A 24,919-nucleotide genomic window follows, 5' to 3' on the forward strand; every position below is an offset into this window, starting at 1 on the left:
CGCCTACCGGCATGGCCGACCCCACGTCATCTCGGCCGGCGAAACTTACGACCCTGAGCTGCGAAGGCGCTCGGGGGATCTGGCCACGGCTGATTCCTTTCGCCGGCCCTCGATGATGCGGCCCAGCTCCTGAAGCAGTAACGGTGACCGCATCACGAGATCTTCGATGTGCTCGCGATCGATCTCCAGGGCAGTGACCTCTTCCAGCGCATACGCCGAAGACAGGCTTGGTTGACGGGTCAGTGTGGTCAGCCCGAGGAATGAACCTGGTTCCAGCACGCTGAGCGACAGGACGGAACCGTCTTCGGCGGTAGTGGTGAGCCGGACGCAGCCGATGGTCAGAAATGTCATCGCGGTGGGCACTTCCCCGGCGAATTGCACGACTTCGTCGGTGCCGTATCGAACGATTCTCGCGTGCGGGGTCAGGGACTGTTGATCGGTGAGGCTCAACCGCAATGCCGGTGCCACGACAGTTCGCATCGCCATCTGTACCCGGGCCGTGGTGGAGAAGTCGTCGTCGGCGCCATCCAGGTGCAGACCCTCACGCCGCGCCGCGTACCAGATCCACCGCAGGAACGTCGTCCGCGCCGCGCCGTCCTCGGCGGGCGAGTTCAACCCGACGGTGACGCGGTACTCGCCGCTACCGGCGGCCACCGCGGTCGGTGTGGTGTGCTCCTTGCATTGCGGCAGCGTGCCGGCGACCCGCGATAGCAGACGCCGCACCCGGTCGGGCGGATCGGCCACCGAGAATGTCGTCGTTATCTCCAGTTGGTGTGCGCCGGGCGGACGGCTGAGATTCGTGAACGCGGTGGCGGCGAGTACCGAATTCGGTGTGATCTGCAATCCGGTGTCGGTTTGGATGTGAACGGCGCGCCAGTTCGCTTCTACGATGCGTCCCCGCGCCGTCGGGGTGTCCAGCCAGTCGCCGATCCGGAAGGGCTGCTCGAACAACATAAACAGGCCCGACACAATCTGACCGACGGAATTCTGCAGCATCAGGCCGATGACCACCGACGTAACGCCCAGCGCGGTGAACAGGCCACCGACACGCACTCCCCAGACGTAGGAGAAGATCAGCGCCAGTCCAACGGCGATCAGCAAAAGCCGCGTCACGTCGCGAAATATCGTCGGCACCCGCTCTCGCCACGAGCCCGGCGGGGCCCCTTCGAACATGGTGGCGTTCAGCCCGGACAACACCAGCACCAGTACTAAGAAGCCAAACACGGTCGCAAGCATCCGCACCGAGGTGACCTGCGCCGGAACCCGCGCCACCTTGACCAACAGCACCCAGAGCCCTGTCAGCGGCACCAGATAGTTGCGCAGCAGGTTGACTGGTCGGGCCAGAGCGCTCTGCCTGCGGGCGAGCGCGTGGTGTAATTCGGTGAGACCGATCAATGTGACGGGCAGTCCGATGGTCAGCCCGACGGCCCAGTAAAACCAGCCTGTGTCAACGATTTTCACTTGCGTTCCGCCAATCGCCAGATCGGCTGCTCCGAGCCGCCAACCGTAATGCTGCCTGCGGGCGTGAACTGCCGAATGTCACGCATCACCTCGTATACCTCCGAGGTGACGTAGACCCCCGACTCCGTTGCACCGGTATGCATCTGGTGGGCCAGATTTACCGCGGCGCCCCACATGTCGTAAATCACGCTGGTCCCGCCGACAAGTCCACTGATGACGTTGCCGGTGTTAACGCCGGCCCGAATGCTGAGGTGGTGGCCCGTCCGGCCATTGAATCGCTCGATGATCCGTAGCATCTCCACGGCAAAGTCGATGGTTCGGGGCACGCTGTCCAGCCGCGGAACATTTAACCCGCAACTGGCGAGGTAACCATTGTGCACGGTGCGAACCGGTTCAACGCCAAGGGTTTCCGCCGCCGAATCGAGTTCCCGGACCACCTCGTCGATAATCCCCACCAGTTCGTCACCGGAAAGCTCGTTGGAGATCTCGTCGAGGCCGACGATGTCGGCGAAGATGACAGCGACGTCCTGGTGCTCCTGCGAAATAGTCTGTTCACCTTCGCGATAACGCCGCACGACCGATTCGGGCATCAACGACAGCAGCAGACGATCGTTTTCCTTGCGCTGTTCGGTGAGCAGTTCTTCTTTGATCCCCAGATTCCGGCTCATCTCGTTGAAAGCGACTGTGAGATCACCGACTTCGTCCCGCGACGTCACCGGTATTCTGATGTCGTAATTCCCTGCGCTGATCTCCTGCGCGCCGGCTTGGAGCCGCCGGACCGGCCGCACGAATATCTGGGCGACGAGCATCGCGGCCACGCAAATGATGAAAACCAATGCCGCGGTGGTCAATACCAGTGTCCGGGTGAATGACCCGATCCGGTCGTAGGCCTCGGCGCTGTCCCTGGTCGCCAAGATCGACCAGCGCAGATCCGAATTCGGCACGTTCACCGGGGCGTAGGCGGCGAGTTCCTTGTCTCCCAGGTAGCCGGTATCGACAACCGTCCCGCTCTGCCCCCGCTGGGCGGCATGAAGAGCTTCGGTCGCCACAGGCTGGACCAGCGTCGTCCCGTGCCACCTGATCGCTTTGTCGACAATGTCGGGTGGGGTTCCTGCTGCCTCGGCCTCGCGCCGGTATTTATCCGGGTCCTCTAGGAACAACCGCGAATCCGAACGCATTAGCTTGTCGGGACCGGCCAAATACGTCTCCGCTGTCTCCCCCATGCCGGCGGCTTCCCAGCGCTTGTCGGCTGTCATGATCCGGTTGACTTTCGAGATCGGTAACGGCAGCGCCAGCACCCCCGCCGTCTTGCCCGCCGAACTGATCGGCGACACCAGCCATGCGATGGGCGCCCCGAGTGCGGGCTGGAAGGGCTGGAAGTCGGTGATCCACACGAAGTCCACGGAGTCGGCAGCCATCGCCTTTTCGTAGGCGCCGCGCAGGTTGGACTCGCGATACGGACCGGTCAAGATATTGGTGCCCAGCACGGGACCTTTGTTCACGCTGTAAACCAGATTGCCCCGAGCGTCGAGCAGCATGGCGTCCCGGTATTCGAAGCGGGTCGCGATCTCGCGAAAGTAGTTGTTGAAGCGGGCATTTGCGGCTGACCATGCGCTACCGTCACCCGCGTCGTCGGGCGGGGTTGAGGCGCCGTACGACGGGACGGTGTAGTGAAGTTGAAGATACTTCTGCGCGTTGTTGTTGGGCAGCACCGCGCCGAGACTCAGTGTGTCGCCGGTTGCCTGCTGGATCGGTTTGATCATCTTGTCGTTGTAGTAGTTCACCAGCGACTGCTGTTGGCCGGGATCGATCGGCGCGTTGGCCAGTTGGTCGAAGCCGTCGGTGAACGCCTGAACCGCCTCGATGGCGGTCGATCCGCTGCTGTAGACAATCAGCGAGTCGGTCAGGTCCGCGAACAACATCTCGATTGCCCGCTTCTGTCCCTCACGCAGCTGGACCATTCGTTCAGCCTCGGCAGGCAACAGGGCGCGACGGCCGGAGAAGTACTGGACGACACAGATCACCGCCAACGACGCAAGAGTGGAAACCAGCAGCATCACCATGATCTTGGACTGGATGCTGAACCGGGCCCGCGGGTGTCGCCGACCCTTGCCGGCCGGAACCGTCTGATCTTCCGGCACCGGATCAGTTGAGCGCCGCGGCGTCAATCGACTTCCTTTCGCTGACGGGTGAGGAAAAGCCCAGATCACGCAGCAGCGTAGCGCTAATGGCCTGCTGAAACCGGATTTGCCGAAAACCGTTATCAACACACCGTTGTGAAACCGGGTGCGACTCCATACCGTCGGCGTAATGACACGCGTATGCGTGGTGGGCAGCGTCAATATGGACATGGGTTTTGACGTCGACACATTGCCGCACCCGGGCGAGACGGTGCTGGCGGCGTCGTTTCGATCAACACCCGGCGGTAAAGGCGCCAATCAGGCGGTGGCGGCAGCACGTGCCGGAGCAGACGTGCAGTTCGTCGGCGCCGTGGGTGACGACTCCGCCGCCACGGCACTACGCGCGCACCTCAGCGCGAACGACGTGGGCATCGACGGGCTCATCACCGTGCCCGGCCCCAGCGGCAGCGCGGTCGTCGTGGTCGACTCCACCGCCGAGAACCTCATCGTCGTCGCGCCGGGTGCCAATGGCGGCCTGGCGCTGGACTCCGCCCGGCTGCGCGGGCTCGTCGCCGACTGCGATGTGCTGTTGCTGCAGTTGGAGATTCCTGTCACAACAGCGATAGCGGCTGCCCGCGAGGCCCATTCGGCCGGAGCGACGGTGATCGTCAATGCCTCACCGTCCGGTGCAGACCCAGCCGAGCTGGCCGAGCTGGCCGAGCTGACGGATGTGTTGGTGGTCAACGAAACCGAAGCCGCGCACTGGTTTTGGCCCGTTGCGCATCGGGTGATCACCCGCGGCGCCGACGGCGCCAGCTATGCCGGCGGCGGACAGGAGTTCACCGCCACGCCGCCGGCCGTGGCGGTGGTAGACACGTCCGGCGCCGGCGACGTGTTCGCCGGCGTGCTGGCCGCGGGCTGGGCCAACGGCCACGACCACGCGCTGCGGCGGGCCTGCGCCGCCGGCGCGCTGGCGACGCTGGTGCCCGGCGCCGGGGACTGCGCACCGTATGGCGAGGCGATCGACGAAGTGATTCTGCCGGACTGATGGAACATCGGAACCGATGGGTCGCGCCGCAAAGGAGAGACACAATGCCGCCAAACCCTGGAGACCCCCGAGACAATGGCGGCCCGCGCCCGCCCGAAGGTGACTGGCTGGGAACGCCGTATCTGACGTTTAGGCGCGACGGCCCGTTCGCAATCGTGACGCTGGACCGCCCGGAAGCCCGCAACGCCATGACACCGGCGATGTACTTCGGCATCCGCTACGCGGTTTCGCGGGTCAACGCCGACGCGGATCTGGCGGGGCTGCTCATCACCGGGACCGGTGACGTGTTCGCGCCGGGCGGCGACCTGGGCGGCGGCGGAGCCGACAACTGGATGCAGTGGGGATCGGCGCTGTCCATGGATGTGACACCGTTCGACACGCTGCGTAAGTCGGCCAAGCCGGTGGTGTCCGCGGTCAACGGCCTGTGTCAGGGCGGCGGGCTGCAGATCGCCATGTGCAGCGATGTCGCGGTGGTCAGCGAGCGGGCGAACTTCCGGGTTCCCGAGCTCTACCGCGGTATCGCCGACACCTATTACAGCCAGATGCTGGCGCGCATCGTGGGTCCGATCCGCACCCGCGATCTGATGCTGACCGGGCGGACGCTAACGGCGTCGGAAGCCGTCGAGTGGGGAATGGTCGCGCGGATGGTGCCGCACGACGAGCTTATGGCTGCCGCCAAGGAGGTGCTGGCGCAATGTTGCCGTACGGCTCCGGGGGCGCGACGGGTTGTCAAGTCCAGCCTGGATAACTACCTCGGCCTCTACGACCGCATCGGGATGGAAGCCAGCATCGAGAGCGCCGAGGCCGTCGAGGGTTTCGTCGCGTTCCGGGAGCGCCGGTCCCCGAACTGGGTGCATCCCGACTTGCGCGTCGACGGACGGCTGTGACGATGTCACCCATTTCCGCGGCGGCGGTCGCTTTGGTGCTGCTCGCGGTGTTCGGTCTGCTCGGATTCGTCTGGCGCGCTTGGCTTCAACGTCGGCGAACCGGATCGACCGGGTTTCACGGTATCAGCGGCAACATTGGTTCAGCGGAATGGGTTGCCGGGCTGGGCTTCGTCATATCGTTGATCGTCGCGGTGGTCGGCCCGGTGCTGCAGCTGTCGGGGGTCATCACCCCCCTGCCCGTTCTGCACGCCGACGCGATTCAGATCGCGGGAATCATGTTGGCGCTGCTCGGGATCGTGTTAACTCTGTGGGCGCAGCTCGACATGGGGGACTCCTGGCGCGTCGGTGTTGACGAGAGCGAAACAACCGCGTTGGTGCACACCGGCATGTTCGGACGGGTGCGTAACCCCATCTACACTGCGATGCTCACATTCGACGTCGGAATCGCGCTGCTGACACCGAATTTCGTGACGATCGTCGGGTTGATCCTCGCGGTCACTGCGCTTGAGCTGCAGGTGCGCCGAGTCGAGGAACCGTATCTGCTGGGCAAATACGGTGCGGCCTACCGTGGCTATACGGCAAGCGTCGGTCGGTTCATCCCGGGCGTCGGGCTGATCCGCTAGCTCGAGCCGCGCCGCACGTCATGGGCGATCGCAAGGCCGTCACCCGTTTGGAGTTCGGCGGCGGTATGGCTGATCAGCACGCGACTGCGGTTGGGCGAGAGCAGGATCGACACGTAGTGATGCGGCGAACCCGTCACGAACGCAAGACGGTTGATACGAAGCAACGCCGAACCGATCGCCACGTTGAGCAGACGCGCGTTGCGCGGACCCGCGATCTCCGCGGTGATCTCATGCTGCATCCGATCGATGACGACACCGGCGGCGGAGAGCAACTCGTAGAGCGGTTTGCGCCGCAACGCTGAGGTGGTCAGGGTGTCGACAAGATCCGCAGGCAGCCAGGCTTCGGTGACCATCAACGGCTCGTGAGTTCTGCGCTCTTGCCGCACCCGCAGAAAATGCAGCATCTCGCCGGTCACCCCGAGCGCGTCGCCGATCGAGGACGGCGGAGTTCGGACCTCATGCTCCACCACATCGATGGACGTCTGGAATTGCGCCTGCCGGAGACCGTCCATGTAGGAACCGACCGGGGGCGCTTCATCGGGTCGGCCGCGTTGACGGACGAACGATCCGACGCCTTGCCGACGTTCGATGTAGCCCTGTTCGGCGAGGTCGGCCAGCGCTCGGCGCACCGTAATGCGGGACACCCCGAACTGATCGCAGAGGGCCTGCTCGGTGGGTAACGCATTGCCGGGGGCCATCGCGCCGCGGGCGATCTCGTCGTGCAACACCAGGAAGAGCTGACGATGCAGCGGCACTCCGGCGCCGGCGGTCACCGGCCCGACCGCACCGCTGGTCTCCTGCATGAGGACCAATGTTTTCACACTCCCTTGCCGAATCGATTCGTATTTGTTATATGTATATAATAACCATACAACACGGATGGAGGGCCGACAATGACCGCGGTACAGCCGACCGCCGCCACCGATCCGGACGGACCGACCGGAAAGCTGGCCACCTGGGTGGCAAACCTCAGCCTCGGCGACATCCCGGAGACCGTGGTCGAGCGCGCCAAACATCTGCTGCTCGACGGCCTGGGCTGCGGCCTGATCGGCGCGCAGTTGCCCTGGTCGCGGGTCGCCACCGACGCTGTCCTTGACCTTGAGAACCGGGGCGACGTCGTGGTCATCGGCACCGGGAAGTCCACCAGCGGGCCCGCGGCGGCCGTGCTGAACGGCACCTTCATTCAGGGCTTCGAACTCGACGACTTCCACCCGATCGCACCCCTGCACAGCTGTTCGCTGGTCATTCCCGCGCTGCTCTCGACGGTGACCGCACAGTCGCGCCCCACCACCGGCGCCGACTTCCTGCTCGCGGCGATCATCGGTTTCGAGGTCGGACCGCGCGTCGGCTACACGCTGCACGGCGCCGAGATGCTCGACCGCGGCTGGCACTCCGGGCCGGTCTTCGGCACGCACTCGGCGGCAATGGCATCCGGCAAACTGCGGGCACTGTCGCCGGCACAGTTGGAGGACGCGCTGGGCCTGGCCGGCACCCAGTCGGCGGGGTTGATGGCCGCGCAGTACGAGGCGATGGGCAAGCGCATGCACCACGGGTTCGCCGCTCGCAACGGCTTTTACGCCGCGGGGCTGGCCGCGGCGAACTACACCGGCATCAAACGCGTATTCGAGCGTGAATATGGTGGATTCCTCAGCGTTTTCGGTGAGGGCCACAATCCCGACGCATCATTGCTGACCGACCAATTGGGTGAGCGGTGGGAGACCAGCATCATCATGGTCAAGTCCTATGCGGTCATGGGCGGTCTGCACGGAGCCGTCGATGCGGCCCGGCAACTGCGGGAATCACTTGCCCCCGAGGACATCTCGAAGATCGACATTACCGTGGGCGAAACCGTGTACAAGCACGGCTGGTGGGTGCCCGAGCGGCCGCTGACCGCGATCGGCGCCCAGATGAACATCGGCTACGCGACTGCGGCCGCGCTGCTCGACGGTAATGCTCTGCCCGAGCAATTCACCCCCGCGCGCCTGGATGCCGACGACATCTGGTCGTTGATCGACGTCACCGACGTGCACCTGGATGAGTCGCTGGCCAACGCCGGCCCCACCGAACGGTTCCGCACCGACGTCGCGGTGACCACCCGCGACGGCAGCGTGCATCGGACCCGTGTCGTCGCGCCGCACGGTGCGCCGTGGGATCCGGTGACCAACGACGAGCTCGTCACCAAGTTCCACGCCCTGGCCGACCGCGTCACCGACCGCGACCGCGCCAACGCCATCGAACGGGCGGTCGTCGGTCTCGAAGGCCTCGACGACGTCAATGAGCTGATCGATCTGCTGGCACCGGCGGTCGCCGGCGCACTCGACTGAAAGGACGACACATGGTCACCACACCGGCCCGGCAGAAACTACGTACCTTGCTCGATCGCGGCGAACTCGTCGTCGCGCCGGGTGTTTTCGACGGGATAACGGCACATCTGGCCCGGCGCACCGGTCAGCCGGCGGCGTACATGACCGGCGCAGGCGTGGCCGCCGCCGGGTTCGGCCTGCCGGATATCGGACTGGTCACCGGCACCGAGATGGCCGAGCGCGCCCGCATGCTCGTTGGTGTGCTCGGCGATGTCCCACTGATCGCCGACGCCGACACCGGCTACGGCGCAGCGATGAACGTGGTGCGCACCGTCCGTCTCTACGAACAGGCCGGCGTCGCGGCAATCCAGTTGGAGGATCAGGTATTCCCGAAACGCTGCGGGCACCTGTCCGACAAACACGTCATCGCCGCCGCGGAGTTCGAACAGACTTTGGCCGCCGCGCTTGACACTCGCGATGACGACAACCTGCTCGTCGTGGCGCGGACCGACGCGCGGGCCCCGCTCGGATTGGAGGCCGCGATTGAGCGGGCGAATCGGTACGCCCAGGCGGGTGCGGACGTCATCTTCGTTGAGGCCCCGCAGTCCATCGAGGAGATCGAACGCATTGCGCGCGACGTGGCGGCTCCGCTGCTGATCAATCTGGTGCTCGGTGGCATGACTCCGCTGGAGTCCGCAACGCGACTGCAGGAGTTGGGCTACGCCGTCGCCATCCACCCCAGCAACCCGCTTGGCCGCGCCGTTCTCGGCATGCTGGAGGGCCTGTGTGAACTCAACGGGGGCAACGTCGCCGACTACCTGCCCACCCGGCCCGCCGAATTCTTCAACCTGGTCGGGATGGCGGAGTGGCGTGCACTCGATGCCAAATACGCACGGATGGAGGACAGCTCATGGGCATGACGATCATCGAGAAGATCTTCGCCCGCAAGGCCGGCCTGGACCGGGTGTCCCCGGGCGAGACCGTCGTCGTCGACGTCGACATGACGGTGCTGATCGACCTGCAGTTCGCGACGATGTGGATCGAACCGCTTCGCATTCATAACCCTGACAAGCTGGCGATCGTGATGGACCACGCCGTGCCCGCGCCAACCATCAAAGACGCCGCCGGCGGACCGCATGCCCGAAAGTTCGCCGCCGAGTTCGGCATCGAGCGGTTCTACGACGTCGGCAGGCACGGCATCTGCCACCAGGTCATCGCCGAGAACGGACTGGCCCGCCCTGGAGAAATCCTGGCCTGCACCGACTCTCACACCTGCGCGGCCGGCGCCTACAACACCGCCGCCCGCGGGCTGGGCCCCGCCGAGGTGTACTCGATCATGTGCACGGGCAGCACCTGGTTTCAGGTCGCGCCGACGATCCGCTACCAGCTCGAGGGCGTCAAACCCGACACGGTGAGCGGCAAGGACATCTTTTTGCACATCGCCAACGAGTACGGCGACGCCGCGAACCTGAACCTGGAGTTCGGCGGCCCCGGGCTGGCCAGCATCCCGATGCACGACCGTCGCACCATCGCCACCCAGGGCGCCGAGGTGTCGGCCGACTTCAGCACGTTCGAACCAGATGAGGCGCTGACGTCATTCCTGCACGAGCGCGGCGTCACCGGATATGAGACTGCCGCACCGGATCCCGATGCGACCTACCGCGAGGTGCGGCACGTGGACCTGGCCGCTCTGGAACCCTATGTGGCCCGGCCCGGCACCGTGAGCCGCAACGGCCTGCCGGTCTCGCAGTTAGGCAGGCAGAGGATCGATCAGGCTTTCATCGGTTCGTGTGCCAACGGCCAACTCGAAGATCTTGAAATTGCCGCGGACGTGTTGCGTGGCAAGACTGTTGCGGCCGGCGTTCGGCTGCTCGTGACTCCGGCGTCACAGGCCGTCTATCGCGAGGCGATGCGGCGCGGCTACCTGCAGGACCTCGCCGACGCCGGCGCTGTGATCACCAACTCCACCTGCGGCGCGTGCTTCGGCTACCACATGGGCGTGGTAGGACCCGGCGAAGTCTGCCTGACGTCGAGCACCCGGAACTTCACCGGCCGCATGGGCAGCCCCGAGGCGCAGATCTTCATGGCCTCACCGGCAACCGTTGCCGCATCAGCGATCACCGGCTACATCACCGACGCGAGGAGTGCGACCCCATGACGCTCACCATCACCGGCAAGGTCTGGGTGTTCGGCGACGACCTGAACACCGACGCCATGTACCCCGCCTTCGCCATGAAGATGGATCCCCCGGAGGCGGCCAAGCACATCTTCTACGAGGTACGCTCCGGGTGGACCGAGCAGGTTTCCGCCGGCGACATCGTCGTGGCGGGCAAGAACTTCGGGCTAGGATCGTCGCGGCCGGTCGCGGCGCTGTTCACCGAGCTCGGCGTCGCCGGTCTGGTCGCCGAGGAATTCAATTCACTGTTCTTCCGCAATGCCGTCAACGCCGGGCTGCCCGCGATGACAATTCCCGACGTCACCACCGTGTTCCACGAGGGCGACACCGGCACCTTCGATCTCAGCACCGGCGAATGGCGCAACGACACAACCGGGGCGTCGGGGTCGGTGCCCAAGCTGCCCGACCTCATCCTCGACATCATCGCCAGCGGAGGCGTATTACCGCGGCTGGCGGCGCAGGGTTATCTGCCTACCGAATTGGGTGACGTGCTGCGGTCCAGCACGGTGGCGATCCGCGGCGCGGGCAGCGACGCATGACGCGCGCCGTCGGCAGACTGCTGCGCAATGTCCGCGCTGGCGAGCGTCGAAGCCCACTTGCCGGTGCGGGTATCACGGCGCCCTATGACATCTCGGTCACCAGCACCGCGTTCAGCGATGGCGGCGTGATGCCGGCGTCGAGCGCCGGAAAGGGCGTTGGCGAGAATGTTTCACCGCAGCTGCGCTGGACCGCGCCGCCGCCAGAGACCCGACAGCTGGTGCTGATCATCGACGACGTCGACGTTCCGCTGCCACGCCCGCTGCTGCACACCATCGCCTTGATCGAGCCCCGCATGCAGGATGTCGACACGGGCGCATTGCAGCCGGGCACGGCGGGAATGCGGTTCATCCCGGGCGGTTTGGGGCACCCGGGATACGCGGGCCCGCGGCCGATTCCAGGACATGGGCCGCACCACTACCGGTTCCACATGCTGGCGCTCGACGAGCCGATTCCGGACCATGTCTCCACCGCCAAGGCGCTGCTGAAGCAGATGGCCGGACACGTGATTGCCCGCGGGGTGCTGACCGGGACGTACGAACGCCCATGACCGGGTTGACATCGCAATTAGCCGAGCGTTCGGCGGGGCTGAGTTTCGATCGACTGCCGGACAACGTTGTCGCCATGTCCCGGTTGTGTGTGCTGGACTGGCTCGGCGTCACCATCGTCGGCAGCCGCGAACCGGCCCCGCGGACACTGCTGCGGACACTCGCGCCGGACGCTGTCACGAATGGCGCCAGCGTGATCGGTCACGGGATCCGGGTGAGCCCACTGCAGGCCGCGCTGGTGAACGGCACCTCATCGCACGTCCTCGACTTCGACGACGTGAACGCAAGGCTCATCGGCCACCCTTCGGTGGCGATACTCGGAGCGGTGTTGGCGCTGGCCGAATCACTGCAAAGCAACGGGCCAGAGTTCTTGTGCGCCTTTGTCGCCGGCTACGAGACCGCTTGCCGGGTTGCCGCCGCGGTCGGTCCGCTCTCGTATGTGCGGGGCTTTCACCACACCGGGACGATCGGCACGGTGGGCGCCGCCGCAGCCTGCTCGCGACTGCTGTCGCTCGACGCAGAACGCACCGCAATGGCGCTCGCGCTGGCCGCCACCCAGGCCGCCGGGCTGGGCTGCATGGTGGGCACGATGTCCAAGTCGTTCCACGCGGGGAAGGCATGCGAAAACGGGCTGCTGGCTGCTCTACTGGCCCAAAACGACTTCACCGCAAACGAATCGGCGATCGAATGCGCTAAAGGTTTCGCCGCAACCGCAAGCGGAGAGTGCGATGCGGCCGCAGCGCTGGCCGAACCGCCGGTGGGCTGGCACATCTTGAGCAACCTGTTCAAATTCGACGCGTCCTGCCATATGACCCATTCGACGCTGGCCGGCATCAGCGAGCTGCGTACGCAGCATGCGCTCAACACGGATGAGGTTGCCGAAATTCGGCTACATCTGGGCGAAGTGGAATTCGCCACCTGCGCACTGCCCAGGCCGGCAACCGGGCTCGAGGTCAAGTTCAGCGTCGCGCACCTGTCCGCGATGGCAGCCCTCGGCCGGTCGACGATGGTCATCGACGACGCGGCGGCTGCAGACTCGGCCGTCATCGCGCTACGCGAAAAGGTGACCGTCACCGACGACGGCATCTCCGGAGCACCCACCGTCGTGGAGATAATTATGAACGACGGCAGGCTGCTGACCACGTCCCGTGATGTGAACACACCCGAACGTGATCTGGCGCTGCAGCGTCGGCGGCTCGAGGAGAAATTCCGGACCATCACCACACCGCATCTCGGCGCCGACCGCGTCGAGGCGGTAATCACAGCGGTCGCCCTGCCCGCCGCCGACCTGGACGTGAGCGCAGTTTCCCGACTCACCCGGCATCTGTGTCTGTAAGCGGCGCGCCTCGCTGAGTTCAAAACTCTCTGGGTATGCGTTGCGGCGAAGCGCCGTATCCATCGACATGGGCTGAGTACGCTAATCAGATGCCGCAACGGGTGTTGCGTGAACGCCTGATCGATCTGGAAGTCCCAGGCGAGGATGCGGCACGGGGTCGGGCGTTGCGAAAGACCGCCCCACGGCGCGCTCTCGCACAGCTGACTCCTTCTCCGCGAACGGCCACTGAGATTCTCGTCGCTCAAAACGCCAGCCGACTACCCGAACTCGTCCCGCTGCGTTTTGCTCGGATGCTCGCCGACCCATTTTCGTTCTACCGAGGTTCGGCAGCGGTGATGGCTGCCGACCTCGCTGCAAGCCCGTCGACTGGGATCGAAGTCATGTGCTGCGGTGACGCTCACGTGTCGAATTTCGGCGTGTACGCTGCTCCGCACCGCTCAATAGTCTTCGACCTGAATGATTTTGACGAGGCCGCCGTCGCACCCGCGGAGTGGGACGTCAAACGGCTGATCACCAGCGCGATCATCGGGGGCCGCCATGCCGGTTACCCGGGCAAGGCCATCCGCCGTTGCGTCGAAAAGGCATTGGTGGGCTACCAAACCAGTCTGCAGGCGATGCTCGAGGAGATGAGCGTTCTGGACCGCTACTACCTGCGGCTGGAACCAGAACACTACACCGGGAAGGTATCCAAGGTATCGCAGGCTCTGATTCAGAAAACGATATCCCGGGCGCGCACGCGAACGTCGGCGCGTGTCTTCAAACAGATCACGGAGATCGGGCCCGAGGGAACGCCGCGCCTGCGGGAATCACCGCCGGTTCTCCAGCACGTCGACGAGGAGATCGAAGCCCCCCTGGTCGAGTCGATTGAGGAGTATCTGGCCGCAGTCCCGGCTGACATCGCGCTGCTGCTGTCGCACTTCCGCGTCACCGATGTCGCGCTGCGAGTAGTTGGCGTCGGCAGCGTCGGTACCCGGTGCTACTTGGTCATCATGGTCGGCCCCAACGACACACCGATGATCATGCAGATCAAAGAGGCCACTCGCTCAGTGCTCGAAGAGTACGGCGGTTGGTGCCAGCCAGACACACTGACCGCGGCCGTTGAGGCTAAGGGCCAGGGTGTGCGCGTCATCGACGGCCAGCGAATTCTGCAGGCGATGTCGGATGTATTCCTCGGGACGACACGCAAGGACGGCCGCGACTACTACGTCCGTCAGTTCCACGACATGAAGGGCACCGTCGACACCGAAGGCATGTCGGCCTCCACGTTCGGCGAATACGTCACTGCCTGTGCAGTGCTGCTCGCGCGGGCACACTCGCAAAGCGCGAATGCCTCAATACTGCGGGGATACGTTGGCTCCAACGACACCGTGCACGACGCAGTCGCGGAGTGGTCGTACGAATACGCCGACAAGTCGCTCGACGACTTCCACCAACTGCGCGCGGCTGCCGCCGCTGGCGACATCGACGTCGCCGACGATCCTGCCCGATAGCGGTCGGTGAACAACGTGCTCAAACGTGCAGTCACCGCTGCACGAAGACCTGCAGCCAGTGCCGAATCTCCTTCAGCGATTATGACGGTCGCTTGTTCCCCGGGAATCCCGGCGGCCGGTCGCCCGACTTGATGTATTTCACATCGCCGAATTAGCGCGTGCTCGCGTGTCCTGAGCTGCGTGCGGTGTGGGGACGCTCGGTCTCGCTCGCTCAACCCGGCGGTAACAGGCCCGGAATAACGATCTGCAAGCCGCTGAGGTTTCGATATCCAGGCTTCGGCAATCCGTAGTCCACTCAGCGCCGAATACCACTTAAGTGCACCGATGATGCGAACGGATGGGTAGATGGACATGAGCGCCGTAAGGTTTCGGAAGCGGCGATGACCAGTGACACCTGCGAGGCAGGTGCAGCGAGGTCTGTCGACCTGATCTATCGGTCGGCGGCGGCGGGCAGCTCGTGTTGGGCCCGCAATCATCACGGGCATTGCCGTGAATTGCCGATGACCCGCTGGATCGGGGGACCCGAGATCACACCACAAGATCGGCTCGCCGACGAGCACGTGCTCGGGCATTGCACTTCGTGCCCGACTCTGGATCTGGGATGCGGTCCTGGGCGGTTCACCGCCTCTCTGCGGCAGCGCGGATTCCCCGTACTCGGGGTCGACAGTTCGACCGCCGCGGTAGAGATGACACGTGGACGTGGCGGGACCGCGATCCGCCGCGACCTATTCGCTCCATTGCCCGCCGAGGGCAGCTGGGAACAGATTCTGCTCACCGACGGGAATATCGGTATCGGCGGGAACCCGGTCCGGACCTTGAAGCGGGCCGCGGAACTGCTCGCGCATGGCGGCGTTGTCATCGTCGAGATCGAGTCCGCGGCAATTGCGCTGTGTCACGAACTACTGCGCTGGGAAACCGAACAATATCTGGGGCATTGGTTTCCGTGGTCGCGCGTGGGAGCCGGCTCGCTCGGCGACATCGCGCGCGCTGCCGGGTTCCTTGTCACTCACGTCGTCGACGTTCACGCCCGGGTGATTGCGGTGCTGACTGGCGCCGCTCGTTCCGGAGTGGATCGGTAGCCGGACGGACACACGCTCGTGCACACCCAGCGAACAAACGCCGAGGCGACTGGCCACGACCATTCGCACAGCACCGCTGCGGAGGACGGCACGACCGAAGTGGTGTACGGATTTCCGGCGCGTTTGTGGCGCGCATTGGAACGCCACAAACCACCCGGGATGGGCCTGCTGCAGCGGTGGCGGAGCCCGCTGCGGGGGCCATGGTTGACGTCGGTGTTCGGCTCGGTGCTGCTCGTCAGCCTGCCGGTGGTGATCCTGACCGGGCTGCTGTCCTACATCGCGTACGGCCCGCAATTCGGGCAGGCCATCCCTCGCGATGTCGGGTGGCTCAAACTGCCCACGTTCGATTGGCCGACCCGGCCCTCGTGGCTTTACCGGCTGACTCAGGGTGTGCACGTCGGATTGGGTCTGATCATCATCCCGGTGGTGCTGGCCAAACTGTGGTCGGTCATTCCACGGCTGTTCGCATGGCCGCCGCTGCGGTCGATCGCGCAGCTTCTGGAGCGGTTGTCGTTGCTAATGCTGGTGGGCGGGATCCTTTTTGAGCTCATCACCGGGGTGCTCAACATCCAGTACGACTACATTTTCGGGTTCAGCTTCTACACGGCCCACTACTGGGGCGCGTGGATATTCATCGCGGGTTTCGTCATCCACGTGCTGATCAAATTGCCCAGGATGATCACCGGCCTGCGCTCCCAGTCGCTTCGCACCGTATTGCGCACCTCACGCGCCGACACCCGCCCCGAACCACCGGACGCGGACGGGCTGGTCGCCGCCGATCCCGCACCGCCGACGATGAGTCGCCGCGGCGCGCTGGCGCTGGTCGGGGGCGGGGCATTGTTCGTCGCCGTGCTCACCGCGGGCCAGACACTCGGAGGTTTCAGCCGTCGTGCGGCGTTCCTGTTGCCGCGCGGACGCAACCGCGGTACAGGTCCCAACGATTTCCAGGTCAATAGGACCGCTGCGGCCGCCGCAATCACGCCAGCCAACACCGGCGCGAATTGGCGGCTCAGCGTGCGAGGTCCTTCGGGGCAGATGTTGTTGAGCCGGGCCGCCCTGGAAGCGATGCCGCAGCATACCGCCGAGCTGCCGATCGCCTGCGTCGAAGGATGGTCGACCATCCAGACGTGGAGCGGAGTTCGTCTCCGCGATCTGGCGGACCTGGCCGGGCTGCCCAACCCGGCCCGAGCCACCGTGCGTTCGCTGGAGCGGGCCGGCGCGTTCAATCACGCTGTCCTGCAGGCTAATCAGGTGCGCAACCCCGACTCGTTGCTGGCACTTCGGGTCAACGGCGTTGACCTGTCTTTTGATCACGGCTACCCCGCGCGCATCATAGTGCCCGCGCTGCCGGGTGTGCACAACACCAAATGGGTACGGTCAATCGAATTCGGACAACGTTGATATGCGCAGACTGATCACCAGCTTCACCGCCTTCTACGGCAGTAATCCGTTACATCTGCTGGGCACGGTAGCAGCGTGGGCGCTGGCCGGGTATGTCGTGACTGTGCTCGGCCCGCAAGCCCTGTGGAACTCCAAGGTGTGGTGGCAGTCAATCGCGGTCTGGTTCCTCGCCGCTGTCGTCGCTCACGACTTGGTCCTGTTCCCGCTCTACGCCCTGGCCGATCGCTCCGTCTCGGCTGCCCTTGCCGCGCTGAGGAATCGGTGGGCAGGGCCGTCGCCGCGGGTGTCGCCGCTGAATTATTTGCGGGTCCCGACCCTGGCGGCGGGGCTGTCACTACTCCTGTTTTTTCCCGGGATCATCCAACAGGGGCAAGCCAGTTACTCCGCGGCCACCGGGCAGAGCCAACAACCCTTCTTCGGGCGCTGGCTGCTGCTGGTCGCCGCGCTATACGGTTTCAGCGCACTGGCATACGCGGCCCGGCTGTCTGTCGCCGGACGCCGCGAGGAAACGAAATCAGAACCCTGACCATGGGCTGGCTTGCTGCCTTCTACTCCTCGGGAACGTCGCGCTCGATCTCATCGAGCCACGCGTGTGCCGACATGTCCGACGGCGCACGCCAATCCCCGCGCGGGGACAGCGCACCGCCATGCGACACCTTGGGCCCGTTGGGCAGCGCCGAGCGCTTGAACTGGCTGAACGAGTAGAACCGCTGTACGAAAACCTGCAGCCAGTGCCGAATCTCCTTGAGCGAGTAAGACGGTCGCTTGCTATCTGGAAACCCCGGGGGCCAGTTGCCACGGTCAGGATCACTCCAGGCATGCCACGCCAAAAACGCGATCTTCGACGGTCGGAATCCGTAGCGCAGCACCTGGAACAGGGAGAAGTCTTGCAGGGCAAACGGCCCGACCTTCGCTTCACTGCTCTGCAGCTCTTCCTCCTCACCAGTCGGGATAAGCTCCGGAGTTATCTCGGTGCCAAGCACCGACTGCAGCACCTCGTCCACCCGCGATTCGAACTGGCCTGAGGAGATGACCCAGCGGATCAGGTGCTGGATCAGCGTCTTGGGCACCCCGGCATTGACGTTGTAGTGCGACATCTGGTCGCCGACACCGTAAGTCGACCAGCCCAGCCCCAACTCCGACAGGTCACCGGTGCCCAGCACGATTCCGCCGCGCTGGTTGGCCAGCCGGAAAAGGTAGTCGGTGCGTAGGCCGGCCTGGACGTTCTCGAAGGTGACGTCGTAGACCTTTTCGCCATCCGCGAAGGGATGATCGATCTCCTTGAGCATCAGCTTCGCGGTTTCGGTGATGTCGATTTCGGCAAAGGTGACACCAAGTGCTCGGCAAAGCTCGACCGCGTTGCGTTTGGTGTGTTCGCCGGTTGCGAAGCCGGGCAGTGTGAACGCCAGAATGTCGCTGCGCGGCTGGTGTTCCCGGTCCATCGCGCGGGCTGCGACGATCAGCGCGTGCGTCGAGTCCAGCCCGCCGGAAATCCCGATGACGACCTTCGGGTAGTTCAACGCCCGCAGTCGCTGTTCGAGCCCGGCGACCTGAATGTTGTATGCCTCGTAGCAGTCTTGCTGCAGCCGGTTGGGATCGGCGGGCACGAACGGGAACCGCTCGACCTTGCGCCGCAGTCCGATGTCGCCGGACGGTGGATCCAGGCGGAACTCGATTCGCCTGAACGACTCCGCCAGGGCCCGGTGGTGACGGCGGTTGTCGTCGAACGTTCCCATCCGCAGGCGTTCCGCGCGAAGCAACCCGGTGTCAACGTCGGCCACCGATCGTCGCTCTCCTTTGGGGAATCGCTCCGATTGGGCGAGCAGCACACCGTTCTCCCAGATCATGGTCTGGCCGTCCCAGGCCAGGTCGGTCGTCGACTCACCCTCCCCGGCCGCGGCGTAGACATAGGCGGCCAGGCAGCGCAACGAAGCGGACCGGGCCAGCAAGCTTCGATCTTCGGCGCGGCCGATCGTGATCGGGCTGCCGGACAGATTGACCAGCACCGTCGCGCCCGCCAGCGCCGCTTCCGCGCTGGGCGGAACCGGCACGAACATGTCCTCACAGATTTCGACGTGCAGCACGAAGTCAGGCAGATCGGATGCGGCGAACAACAGGTCTGGACCGAACGGCGCTTGCATGCCGGCAATCCGAATAGTGCCGCGCTCGTCGTCACCGGGCGCCATCTGGCGGCGCTCGTAGAACTCCCGGTAGGTGGGCAGGTACGACTTGGGCGCCACCCCAAGCACAACGCCGCGATGAATGACCACGGCAGTGTTGTAGATCCGGTGCCGGTAACGCAGCGGGGCGCCGACCACCAGCAACGGCAGCAGCTCGGTGGAAGCCGTGACGACATCACGCACGGCGTCCTCGACGGCGTCGAGCAACACGTCTTGCAGCAGGATGTCCTCGATGGAGTACCCGGACAGCGTCAACTCCGGGAAGACGGCCAGGGCGGCACCGTCGTCGTCGCACTGGCGAGCCAGCCGCAGCACCGACGCGGCATTGGCCGCCGGGTCGCCGATCGCGGCGTGGTGGGTGCACGCGGCGACACGGGCAAAGCCCTGGCTGTAGGCGTTGTAGAAATCCATCGCCCTTCCATTCTCGCCCAGCCGGTGTCAATATCCGGCCATTGGGTATCGCAAGTCCGTCCGGCGAGCAGCGTCGGCTCTCCACGTGCCCGTACCCTCGAAGGGGTGACGACCTGCCCAGAATCTCCGGAGTTGATCGCGCTGCTGGCCGGTCGCCGTATCGCGGTGTTGACCGGTGCGGGGATTTCCACCGACTCCGGTATCCCCGATTACCGAGGCCCTGATTCGCCGCCGAGCAATCCCATGACGATTCGGCAGTTCACCTCGGATCCGGTGTTCCGGCAGCGGTACTGGGCGCGCAATCACGTCGGCTGGCGGCACATGGACGAAACCCTGCCCAACGCCGGCCACCGGGCGGTGGCCGCACTAGAGCGCGACGGAGTGGTGACCGGCGTCATCACTCAGAACGTTGACCTGTTGCACACCAAGGCCGGCAGCCAAAACGCGATCAACCTGCATGGCACCTATGCGCAGGTGATCTGCCTGAGCTGCGGCGACTCGATGAGCCGCGCGGCGTTGGGCGAGAAACTCGATGCGCTCAACCCGGGATTCGTCGAGCGTGCGGAGGCAATCGGTGGGCTGGCGGTTGCTCCGGACGCCGATGCCGTCGTGGCCGACACTGCGTGTTTCCGCTACCTGGACTGTCCATCGTGCGGCGGCATGCTCAAGCCCGATATCGTCTATTTCGGCGAGAGTGTGCCCAAAGCAGTTGTCAAACAGGCATTTTCAGTTATCGAAGCGGCTGATGCGCTGCTGGTGGCCGGATCGTCGTTGACGGTGTTCTCGGGCTACCGGTTCGTGCGCCATGCCGCGGCGCTGGGCATTCCGGTCGCCATCGTCAACCGGGGACCTACCCGCGGCGACGATCTGGCCACGCTCAAGGTCCACGGCGGCTGCTCGGAGCTGCTGACGCTGCTGGCCGAGGAGCTCGCCGCGGCGTCGGTTGGTTAGGCGCCAAAGCCTCAAAAGGTGCAGGGCATGCTGCGGATCCCGTGGATGAAGTTGCCGGGCACGTATACGGGTTCGCCTGCCTGGATGTCCGGCAGCTGACGCAAGAGCTCGCCGAAGATCGCGCGCAGTTGCGCCCTGGCCACATGCGCGCCCAGGCAGAAGTGCACTCCGCCACCGCCGAAACCGACGTGCGGGTTGGGGCTTCGGCTCAGATCCAGGCGCTCCGGGTGCTCGAAGACTTCGGTGTCCCAGTTGCCGGACGGATAGAACATCACGACCTTCTCCCCCGCCCGGATGGCTTGGCCGCCGATTTCGAAATCCGTTGCGGCCGTGCGGCGGAAGGTCATCACCGGGCTGGCCCAGCGGATGAACTCCTCGATTGCCCCGCCGATGCGGTTTTCGAAATCCTCCAGCAGCCAGGCCCGCTGATCGGGAAAGTCGGTGAGCGCCTTCAGCGCGTGACTCGTAGTTTGCCGCGTGGTGTCGTTGGCCGCGACAGCGAGCAGCACGAAGAACGCGGCGATGTCGGCGTCGGCGAGCCGGTCACCGTCCACCTCGGCAGTCACCAGGCTGGTGAACAGGTCGTCACCCGGATGCTCGCGACGTTCGGCGGCGAGGGCGAAGGCCACCTGATGCACAGTTGTTTGGGCCTCGAACAGCACCTCCATCGGGTGGCGGCCGTTGAGGTAAACCGGGTCGGCCCACGAGACCGCCGCATCGGCGGCGTGTTCCACGCGGTGACGATCCGACTCCGGGATGCCTACCATGTCCGACAGCGTGCGGATCGGCAGTTCCTTGGCGCACTGCTCGACGAAGTCGCCGCCGCTGCCGGCCGCTTTGAGCTCCTCGACGATGGTCTTGGCGTTCGCGTTGATCGAATCCTCGATGCGCCTGACCTGCCGAGGCGTGAATGCGGCGCTGACAAGTTTGCGAAGGAAGGTGTGCCGCGGCGGGTCCATCGCCAAGAAGGACTGGGACGCTTCCAGCAGCTCCTCGGGAACGTTCTCGAAGAGGACCCCCTTGCCGGACAAGAACACCTCGTTGTTTCGGCTGACCGCCACGATGTCGTCGCGCCGGGTCAGGGCCCAGTACCCGGGGTCGTCGGGATCGGTCATCAGCGCGTCTTCGACCGGCGGATGCCAGCTCACCGGGCGTTCGGCCCGCAGGACGGCGAACGAACTTTCCCGCTGTTGCGCACTGGTGGACCAGAACGCGCCCGACGAGAGATCGATGGGGTCATAGGCCCGGGGGGTGGCGGCCGTCGCTGTCATGGTGGGGTCCTCCATCGGCTATGACGTCTGTCACAAATCTGACCGACACCGACCCTAAATCTAGACATACTGTCTAGTCAAGATGTCGAGCTTTCGGCTACGCTCTGGCCAGGGGTGCGATAGGAGGATTCTCAATGAAGTTGTCAAGCCGCCGCGGCGTTAGGTGCGGTGGGTTGATAGGTCGTGTGGTCGCGCAGCATGGCCCACAGGACGTTGAGGCGTCGGCGGGCCAGTGCCAAGACGGCCTGGGTGTGGGTTTTGCCTTCGAATCTTTTGCGGTCGTAGTAGGTCCGCGAGGCGGTGTCGGTGCGAATGGCGATGTGAGCGGCCAAATAGCAGGCGCGCAGCAGGCGCCGGTCGTAGCGGCGGGGGCGTTTGAGGTTGCCGTTTATGCGCCCGGAGTCGCGCGGCACGGGGGCCAGTCCGGATACGCCGGCGAGGCGGTCGACGGAATCGAAGGCGCTCATGTCACCGCCGGTGGCTGCGAGGAACTCGGCGCCCAGGGTGACACCGAAGCCGGGCAGGCTCAGGATGATCTCGGCGTGGCAGTGGCGGCGAAATCGCTCCTCGATCATCGCGTCGGTGTCGCCGATTTCGGTGTCGAGGGCCATCACCTCCTTAGCCAGGCGGGCGACCACGGCGGCGGCCAGCTGTTGGCCGGGCACGATGGTGTGCTGGGCGTGGGCGGCAGCGATCGCGGTAGCAGCGACGGCGTCGGCGTTGCGGGCCTTGCGGTTACGCAGCCAGGCCACCAGTCGGGCGGCTCCGGCGCGGCGCAGACCATCGGGGGTTTGGTAGCCGGTGAGCAGGATCAGCGCGGCCTTGCTCTTGCTGTAGTCAAAGGCGCGCTCAAGGGCGGGGAAGTATTCCAGGAGCTGGGCGCGCAGCCGGTTAATGGCTCGGGTGCGATCGGCCACCAGATCGGTGCGCCTGGCGGTCAGGATGCGCAGCTCCACCGCGATGTCATCGCCGACCCGCAGTGGCTGCAGGTCGCGGCGCATCCGGGCCTGATCGGCGATCACAGCGGCGTCTTTGGCGTCGGTCTTGCCGTCGCCGCGGTAGCCGCCCGAGGCGTGGTGCACGGTGCGTCCGGGGATGTAGAGCAACCGCTGATCGTGACCCAACAGCAGGGTGATCAACAGGGCGGCCCCGCCGCCGTTGAGGTCGATCGCCCAGGTCACCTCACCGCCGTCGGCCAACGCCGATACCGCACCAATCAGCTCCAGCAGTGCTGTTTCATCGTTAGCGATCCGCTGCGACAGAAGTCGCTTTCCGTCACCGTCGATGACCACACAGTGATGGTCAGCCTTGCCGGCGTCGACGCCCACCCACACTTGTTGTCGCACAACCACCTCCGTGATCGTTGTCGTTCGTATCGACCCAGCAGACGACCACGCCGACGTGTCCTTACACAGCGATCGAATCGCATCTCTCAATTAGCATCACCGGGGCCTATGGGCTCCACCCGGAGGGCGGGAAAATCGGCGGGTGGTCGCCTTGGCCGACGTCGTGACCGCTTGGCGCTTCCGAGCCCGGCAATTAGCAGGACGCGGGGATTTTTCGACAGGCACCCGGAAGTGGTGCTTCGAGCACGAGTATCAGACTCTTTCGCCTGCCCATCCCTGCCGGGGCGGCCACACCTGTGTGGGTCCGACAGACGGAAGGTGGGTGTGGCGATGGACGTGATTCATCAGCGATGCGCGGGCATCGATATTGGCAAGGCGGATGTGAAGGTGTGTCTGCGGGTGCCGGGGCCGGGAACCCGACGGCGCACCGAGGTCCGGACATTTTCATCGATGACGCGCGATCTGCTGGCGATGCGGGATTGGCTGGCGTCTGAGCAGGTGACCTTGGTCGGGATGGAGGCCACCGGAGCCTACTGGAAGCCGATCTTCTACCTGTTGGAATCTGAGGTGGAGTGCTGGCTGCTCAACGCGCGGCACATGAAGACCGTGCCCGGCCGCAAGACCGACGTCAAGGATGCCGAGTGGATCGCTAAGCTGGTCGAGCATGGTTTGGTTCGGCCGAGTTTTGTTCCACCTCAACCGATTCGACAGCTGCGGGATCTGACTCGCTACCGTACCGAGGTGGTGCGCGAGCGCACCCGCGAGGCGCAGCGACTGCACAACGTGCTCGAAGACGCCGGCATCAAGCTCACCTCGGCAGTCTCCGACGTGTTAGGCAAGTCCGGGCGGGCGATGCTCGAAGCGCTGATCGCCGGCGAGCGCGACCCACACACGTTGGCTGAGCTCGCCCTGGGTCGATTGCGCGGCAAACATGCGGTACTGATCGACGCGTTGACGGGACAGTTCACCGAGCATCACGCATTTCTGGTGCGCGCCATGCTCGATCGCATCGACGCCGCCACCGCAATGCACAACCGGCTCACTACACAAATCGACCAACTGCTCAAGCCCTATCGCCGTCACATCGAACTGTTGGCCAGCGTGCCGGGCGTTAGCGAGCACACCGCACAGGTGATCCTGGCCGAAATCGGTGACGACATCACGCGTTTCCCCAGTGCGGGGCACCTGGCGTCGTGGGCGGGCGTGTGCCCGGGAAACAACGAGTCCGCCGGCAAGCACTCGTCGGGAACGACACGTCCGGGTGATCCATGGCTAAAGTCCGTGCTGGGGCAAGCGGCTATTTCCGCCTCCCGCGGCAAAGACACTTACCTGGCCGCTCGTTATCGACGACTAATGGCCCGCCGCGGACGTAAGCGGGCCCTCGTCGCGGTGCAGCACTCGATTCTGATTGCCGTCTGGCACATGCTCACCAACAACGCGAGCTACTGCGATCTTGGCGGCAACTACTTCATCGAACGCGCCGGCAAGGGGCGCGCCACCAGACGCCTGATCGGACAGCTCAACCACCTCGGCTACCAGGTCACCCTTAACCCGCTGGCGGCCACATGAGTGGTCACCAGACGGCGCAAGTCACCACGATTTTCGTATCAGCGGTCGAGTCGTCGCGGGACGACGGGCGGCCAATCCTCCTCGGCCATCGACGGCTGAGCCATGAAAGCCATACCCGCCGTCCCTGGGTGAATCGAAGCCTACGGCCGACGGCCCCGAACACCCTGCAAGAAAGGTAAGGA

Annotated in this window: 21 protein-coding genes and 1 pseudogene; 15 read left to right on the top strand and 7 right to left on the bottom strand. The window is 65.0% G+C overall.

Annotated features, from left to right (window positions below; translation table 11 throughout):
* Positions 1-45 precede the first annotated feature (45 nt).
* Positions 46-1,461 (bottom strand): mechanosensitive ion channel domain-containing protein, encoded by a 1,416-nt coding sequence (locus ACLQI9_RS20070; RefSeq protein ID WP_442382325.1) that lies wholly within the window; start codon positions 1,459-1,461, stop codon positions 46-48.
* Positions 1,458-3,629, bottom strand: coding sequence for an adenylate/guanylate cyclase domain-containing protein (locus ACLQI9_RS20075; protein WP_442382324.1), 2,172 nt, complete (start codon positions 3,627-3,629; stop codon positions 1,458-1,460). The genes ACLQI9_RS20070 and ACLQI9_RS20075 overlap by 4 nt, the downstream gene beginning before the upstream one ends.
* A 142-nt stretch (positions 3,630-3,771) precedes the next feature.
* Between ACLQI9_RS20075 and ACLQI9_RS20080 the strand changes: the two genes are divergently transcribed.
* The 3 genes from ACLQI9_RS20080 to ACLQI9_RS20090 are packed head-to-tail and all read left to right on the top strand — an operon-like array spanning position 3,772 to position 6,139.
* A complete protein-coding gene (locus tag ACLQI9_RS20080) occupies positions 3,772-4,629 on the top strand; it encodes a ribokinase (protein ID WP_442382323.1) in 858 nt (285 codons plus the stop codon).
* A gap of 44 nt (positions 4,630-4,673) precedes the next feature.
* The gene (locus ACLQI9_RS20085; RefSeq protein WP_442382322.1) at positions 4,674-5,516 is read left to right on the top strand and encodes an enoyl-CoA hydratase/isomerase family protein; all 843 of its coding nucleotides are present in this window, start codon (positions 4,674-4,676) and stop codon (positions 5,514-5,516) included.
* Positions 5,517-5,518: 2 nt separating this feature from the next.
* A complete protein-coding gene (locus tag ACLQI9_RS20090; protein ID WP_442382321.1) occupies positions 5,519-6,139 on the top strand; it encodes a methyltransferase family protein in 621 nt (206 codons plus the stop codon).
* Here the strand turns inward: ACLQI9_RS20090 and ACLQI9_RS20095 are convergent.
* A complete protein-coding gene (locus tag ACLQI9_RS20095) occupies positions 6,136-6,942 on the bottom strand; it encodes a GntR family transcriptional regulator (protein WP_442382320.1) in 807 nt (268 codons plus the stop codon). The two genes, ACLQI9_RS20090 and ACLQI9_RS20095, sit on opposite strands and share 4 nt — an antisense overlap.
* Positions 6,943-7,032: 90 nt before the next feature.
* Here ACLQI9_RS20095 and ACLQI9_RS20100 point away from each other — a divergent pair, with 90 nt between their 5' ends.
* From ACLQI9_RS20100 to ACLQI9_RS20130, 7 genes are all read left to right on the top strand, one after another.
* A complete protein-coding gene (locus tag ACLQI9_RS20100; protein ID WP_442382319.1) occupies positions 7,033-8,463 on the top strand; it encodes an MmgE/PrpD family protein in 1,431 nt (476 codons plus the stop codon).
* An 11-nt stretch (positions 8,464-8,474) separates the two neighbouring features.
* Positions 8,475-9,362, top strand: coding sequence for an isocitrate lyase/PEP mutase family protein (locus tag ACLQI9_RS20105; protein WP_442382318.1), 888 nt, complete (start codon positions 8,475-8,477; stop codon positions 9,360-9,362).
* Positions 9,353-10,600, top strand: a complete 1,248-nt coding sequence (locus ACLQI9_RS20110) for a 3-isopropylmalate dehydratase large subunit (protein WP_442382317.1) — start codon at positions 9,353-9,355, stop codon at positions 10,598-10,600. The genes ACLQI9_RS20105 and ACLQI9_RS20110 overlap by 10 nt, the downstream gene beginning before the upstream one ends.
* A gap of 8 nt (positions 10,601-10,608) precedes the next feature.
* Positions 10,609-11,157, top strand: coding sequence for a LeuD/DmdB family oxidoreductase small subunit (locus tag ACLQI9_RS20115; RefSeq protein WP_442382368.1), 549 nt, complete (start codon positions 10,609-10,611; stop codon positions 11,155-11,157).
* Positions 11,154-11,705 (top strand): YbhB/YbcL family Raf kinase inhibitor-like protein, encoded by a 552-nt coding sequence (locus tag ACLQI9_RS20120; protein ID WP_442382316.1) that lies wholly within the window; start codon positions 11,154-11,156, stop codon positions 11,703-11,705. The genes ACLQI9_RS20115 and ACLQI9_RS20120 overlap by 4 nt, the downstream gene beginning before the upstream one ends.
* On the top strand, positions 11,702-13,039 hold the full coding sequence (locus ACLQI9_RS20125) for an MmgE/PrpD family protein (RefSeq protein ID WP_442382315.1): 1,338 nt from the start codon (positions 11,702-11,704) through the stop codon (positions 13,037-13,039). Before ACLQI9_RS20120 ends, ACLQI9_RS20125 begins: the two co-directional genes overlap by 4 nt.
* Before the next feature lie 89 nt (positions 13,040-13,128).
* Positions 13,129-14,529: a DUF2252 domain-containing protein gene (locus ACLQI9_RS20130; RefSeq protein ID WP_442382314.1), complete on the top strand. Its 1,401-nt coding sequence runs from the start codon at positions 13,129-13,131 to the stop codon at positions 14,527-14,529.
* Positions 14,530-14,563: 34 nt separating this feature from the next.
* Here the strand turns inward: ACLQI9_RS20130 and ACLQI9_RS20135 are convergent.
* Positions 14,564-14,653 (bottom strand): annotated as a pseudogene (locus ACLQI9_RS20135) (hypothetical protein); the annotation flags it as partial.
* Between the two features lie 256 nt (positions 14,654-14,909).
* On the opposite strand from ACLQI9_RS20135, the gene ACLQI9_RS20140 reads away from it, so the two are divergent.
* From ACLQI9_RS20140 to ACLQI9_RS20150, 3 genes are all read left to right on the top strand, one after another.
* Positions 14,910-15,608: a class I SAM-dependent DNA methyltransferase gene (locus ACLQI9_RS20140; protein WP_442382313.1), complete on the top strand. Its 699-nt coding sequence runs from the start codon at positions 14,910-14,912 to the stop codon at positions 15,606-15,608.
* A gap of 159 nt (positions 15,609-15,767) precedes the next feature.
* Complete coding sequence (locus ACLQI9_RS20145) at positions 15,768-17,009, top strand: molybdopterin-dependent oxidoreductase (protein WP_442382367.1); 1,242 nt, start codon at positions 15,768-15,770, stop codon at positions 17,007-17,009.
* Between the two features lies 1 nt (position 17,010).
* Complete coding sequence (locus ACLQI9_RS20150) at positions 17,011-17,535, top strand: hypothetical protein (protein ID WP_442382312.1); 525 nt, start codon at positions 17,011-17,013, stop codon at positions 17,533-17,535.
* 22 nt (positions 17,536-17,557) lie between these two features.
* On the opposite strand, the gene ACLQI9_RS20155 is transcribed toward ACLQI9_RS20150, so the two are convergent.
* Positions 17,558-19,600, bottom strand: a complete 2,043-nt coding sequence (locus ACLQI9_RS20155; protein WP_442392056.1) for an NAD(+) synthase — start codon at positions 19,598-19,600, stop codon at positions 17,558-17,560.
* Between the two features lie 105 nt (positions 19,601-19,705).
* Between ACLQI9_RS20155 and ACLQI9_RS20160 the strand changes: the two genes are divergently transcribed.
* The gene (locus ACLQI9_RS20160; RefSeq protein ID WP_442384934.1) at positions 19,706-20,551 is read left to right on the top strand and encodes an SIR2 family NAD-dependent protein deacylase; all 846 of its coding nucleotides are present in this window, start codon (positions 19,706-19,708) and stop codon (positions 20,549-20,551) included.
* A gap of 11 nt (positions 20,552-20,562) precedes the next feature.
* Here the strand turns inward: ACLQI9_RS20160 and ACLQI9_RS20165 are convergent, their stop codons facing one another.
* Both ACLQI9_RS20165 and ACLQI9_RS20170 read right to left on the bottom strand, forming a co-directional pair.
* Positions 20,563-21,822 (bottom strand): cytochrome P450, encoded by a 1,260-nt coding sequence (locus ACLQI9_RS20165; protein ID WP_442384936.1) that lies wholly within the window; start codon positions 21,820-21,822, stop codon positions 20,563-20,565.
* A 143-nt stretch (positions 21,823-21,965) separates the two neighbouring features.
* Positions 21,966-23,174: an IS110 family transposase gene (locus ACLQI9_RS20170; RefSeq protein ID WP_442382788.1), complete on the bottom strand. Its 1,209-nt coding sequence runs from the start codon at positions 23,172-23,174 to the stop codon at positions 21,966-21,968.
* A gap of 324 nt (positions 23,175-23,498) precedes the next feature.
* Between ACLQI9_RS20170 and ACLQI9_RS20175 the strand changes: the two genes are divergently transcribed.
* Entirely contained in the window at positions 23,499-24,737 is a 1,239-nt protein-coding gene (locus ACLQI9_RS20175) for an IS110 family transposase (protein WP_442382787.1), read from the top strand.
* The last annotated feature ends 182 nt before the right edge of the window (positions 24,738-24,919 follow it).

Source organism: Mycobacterium sp., assembly GCF_052143115.1.
GTDB lineage: Bacteria > Actinomycetota > Actinomycetes > Mycobacteriales > Mycobacteriaceae > Mycobacterium.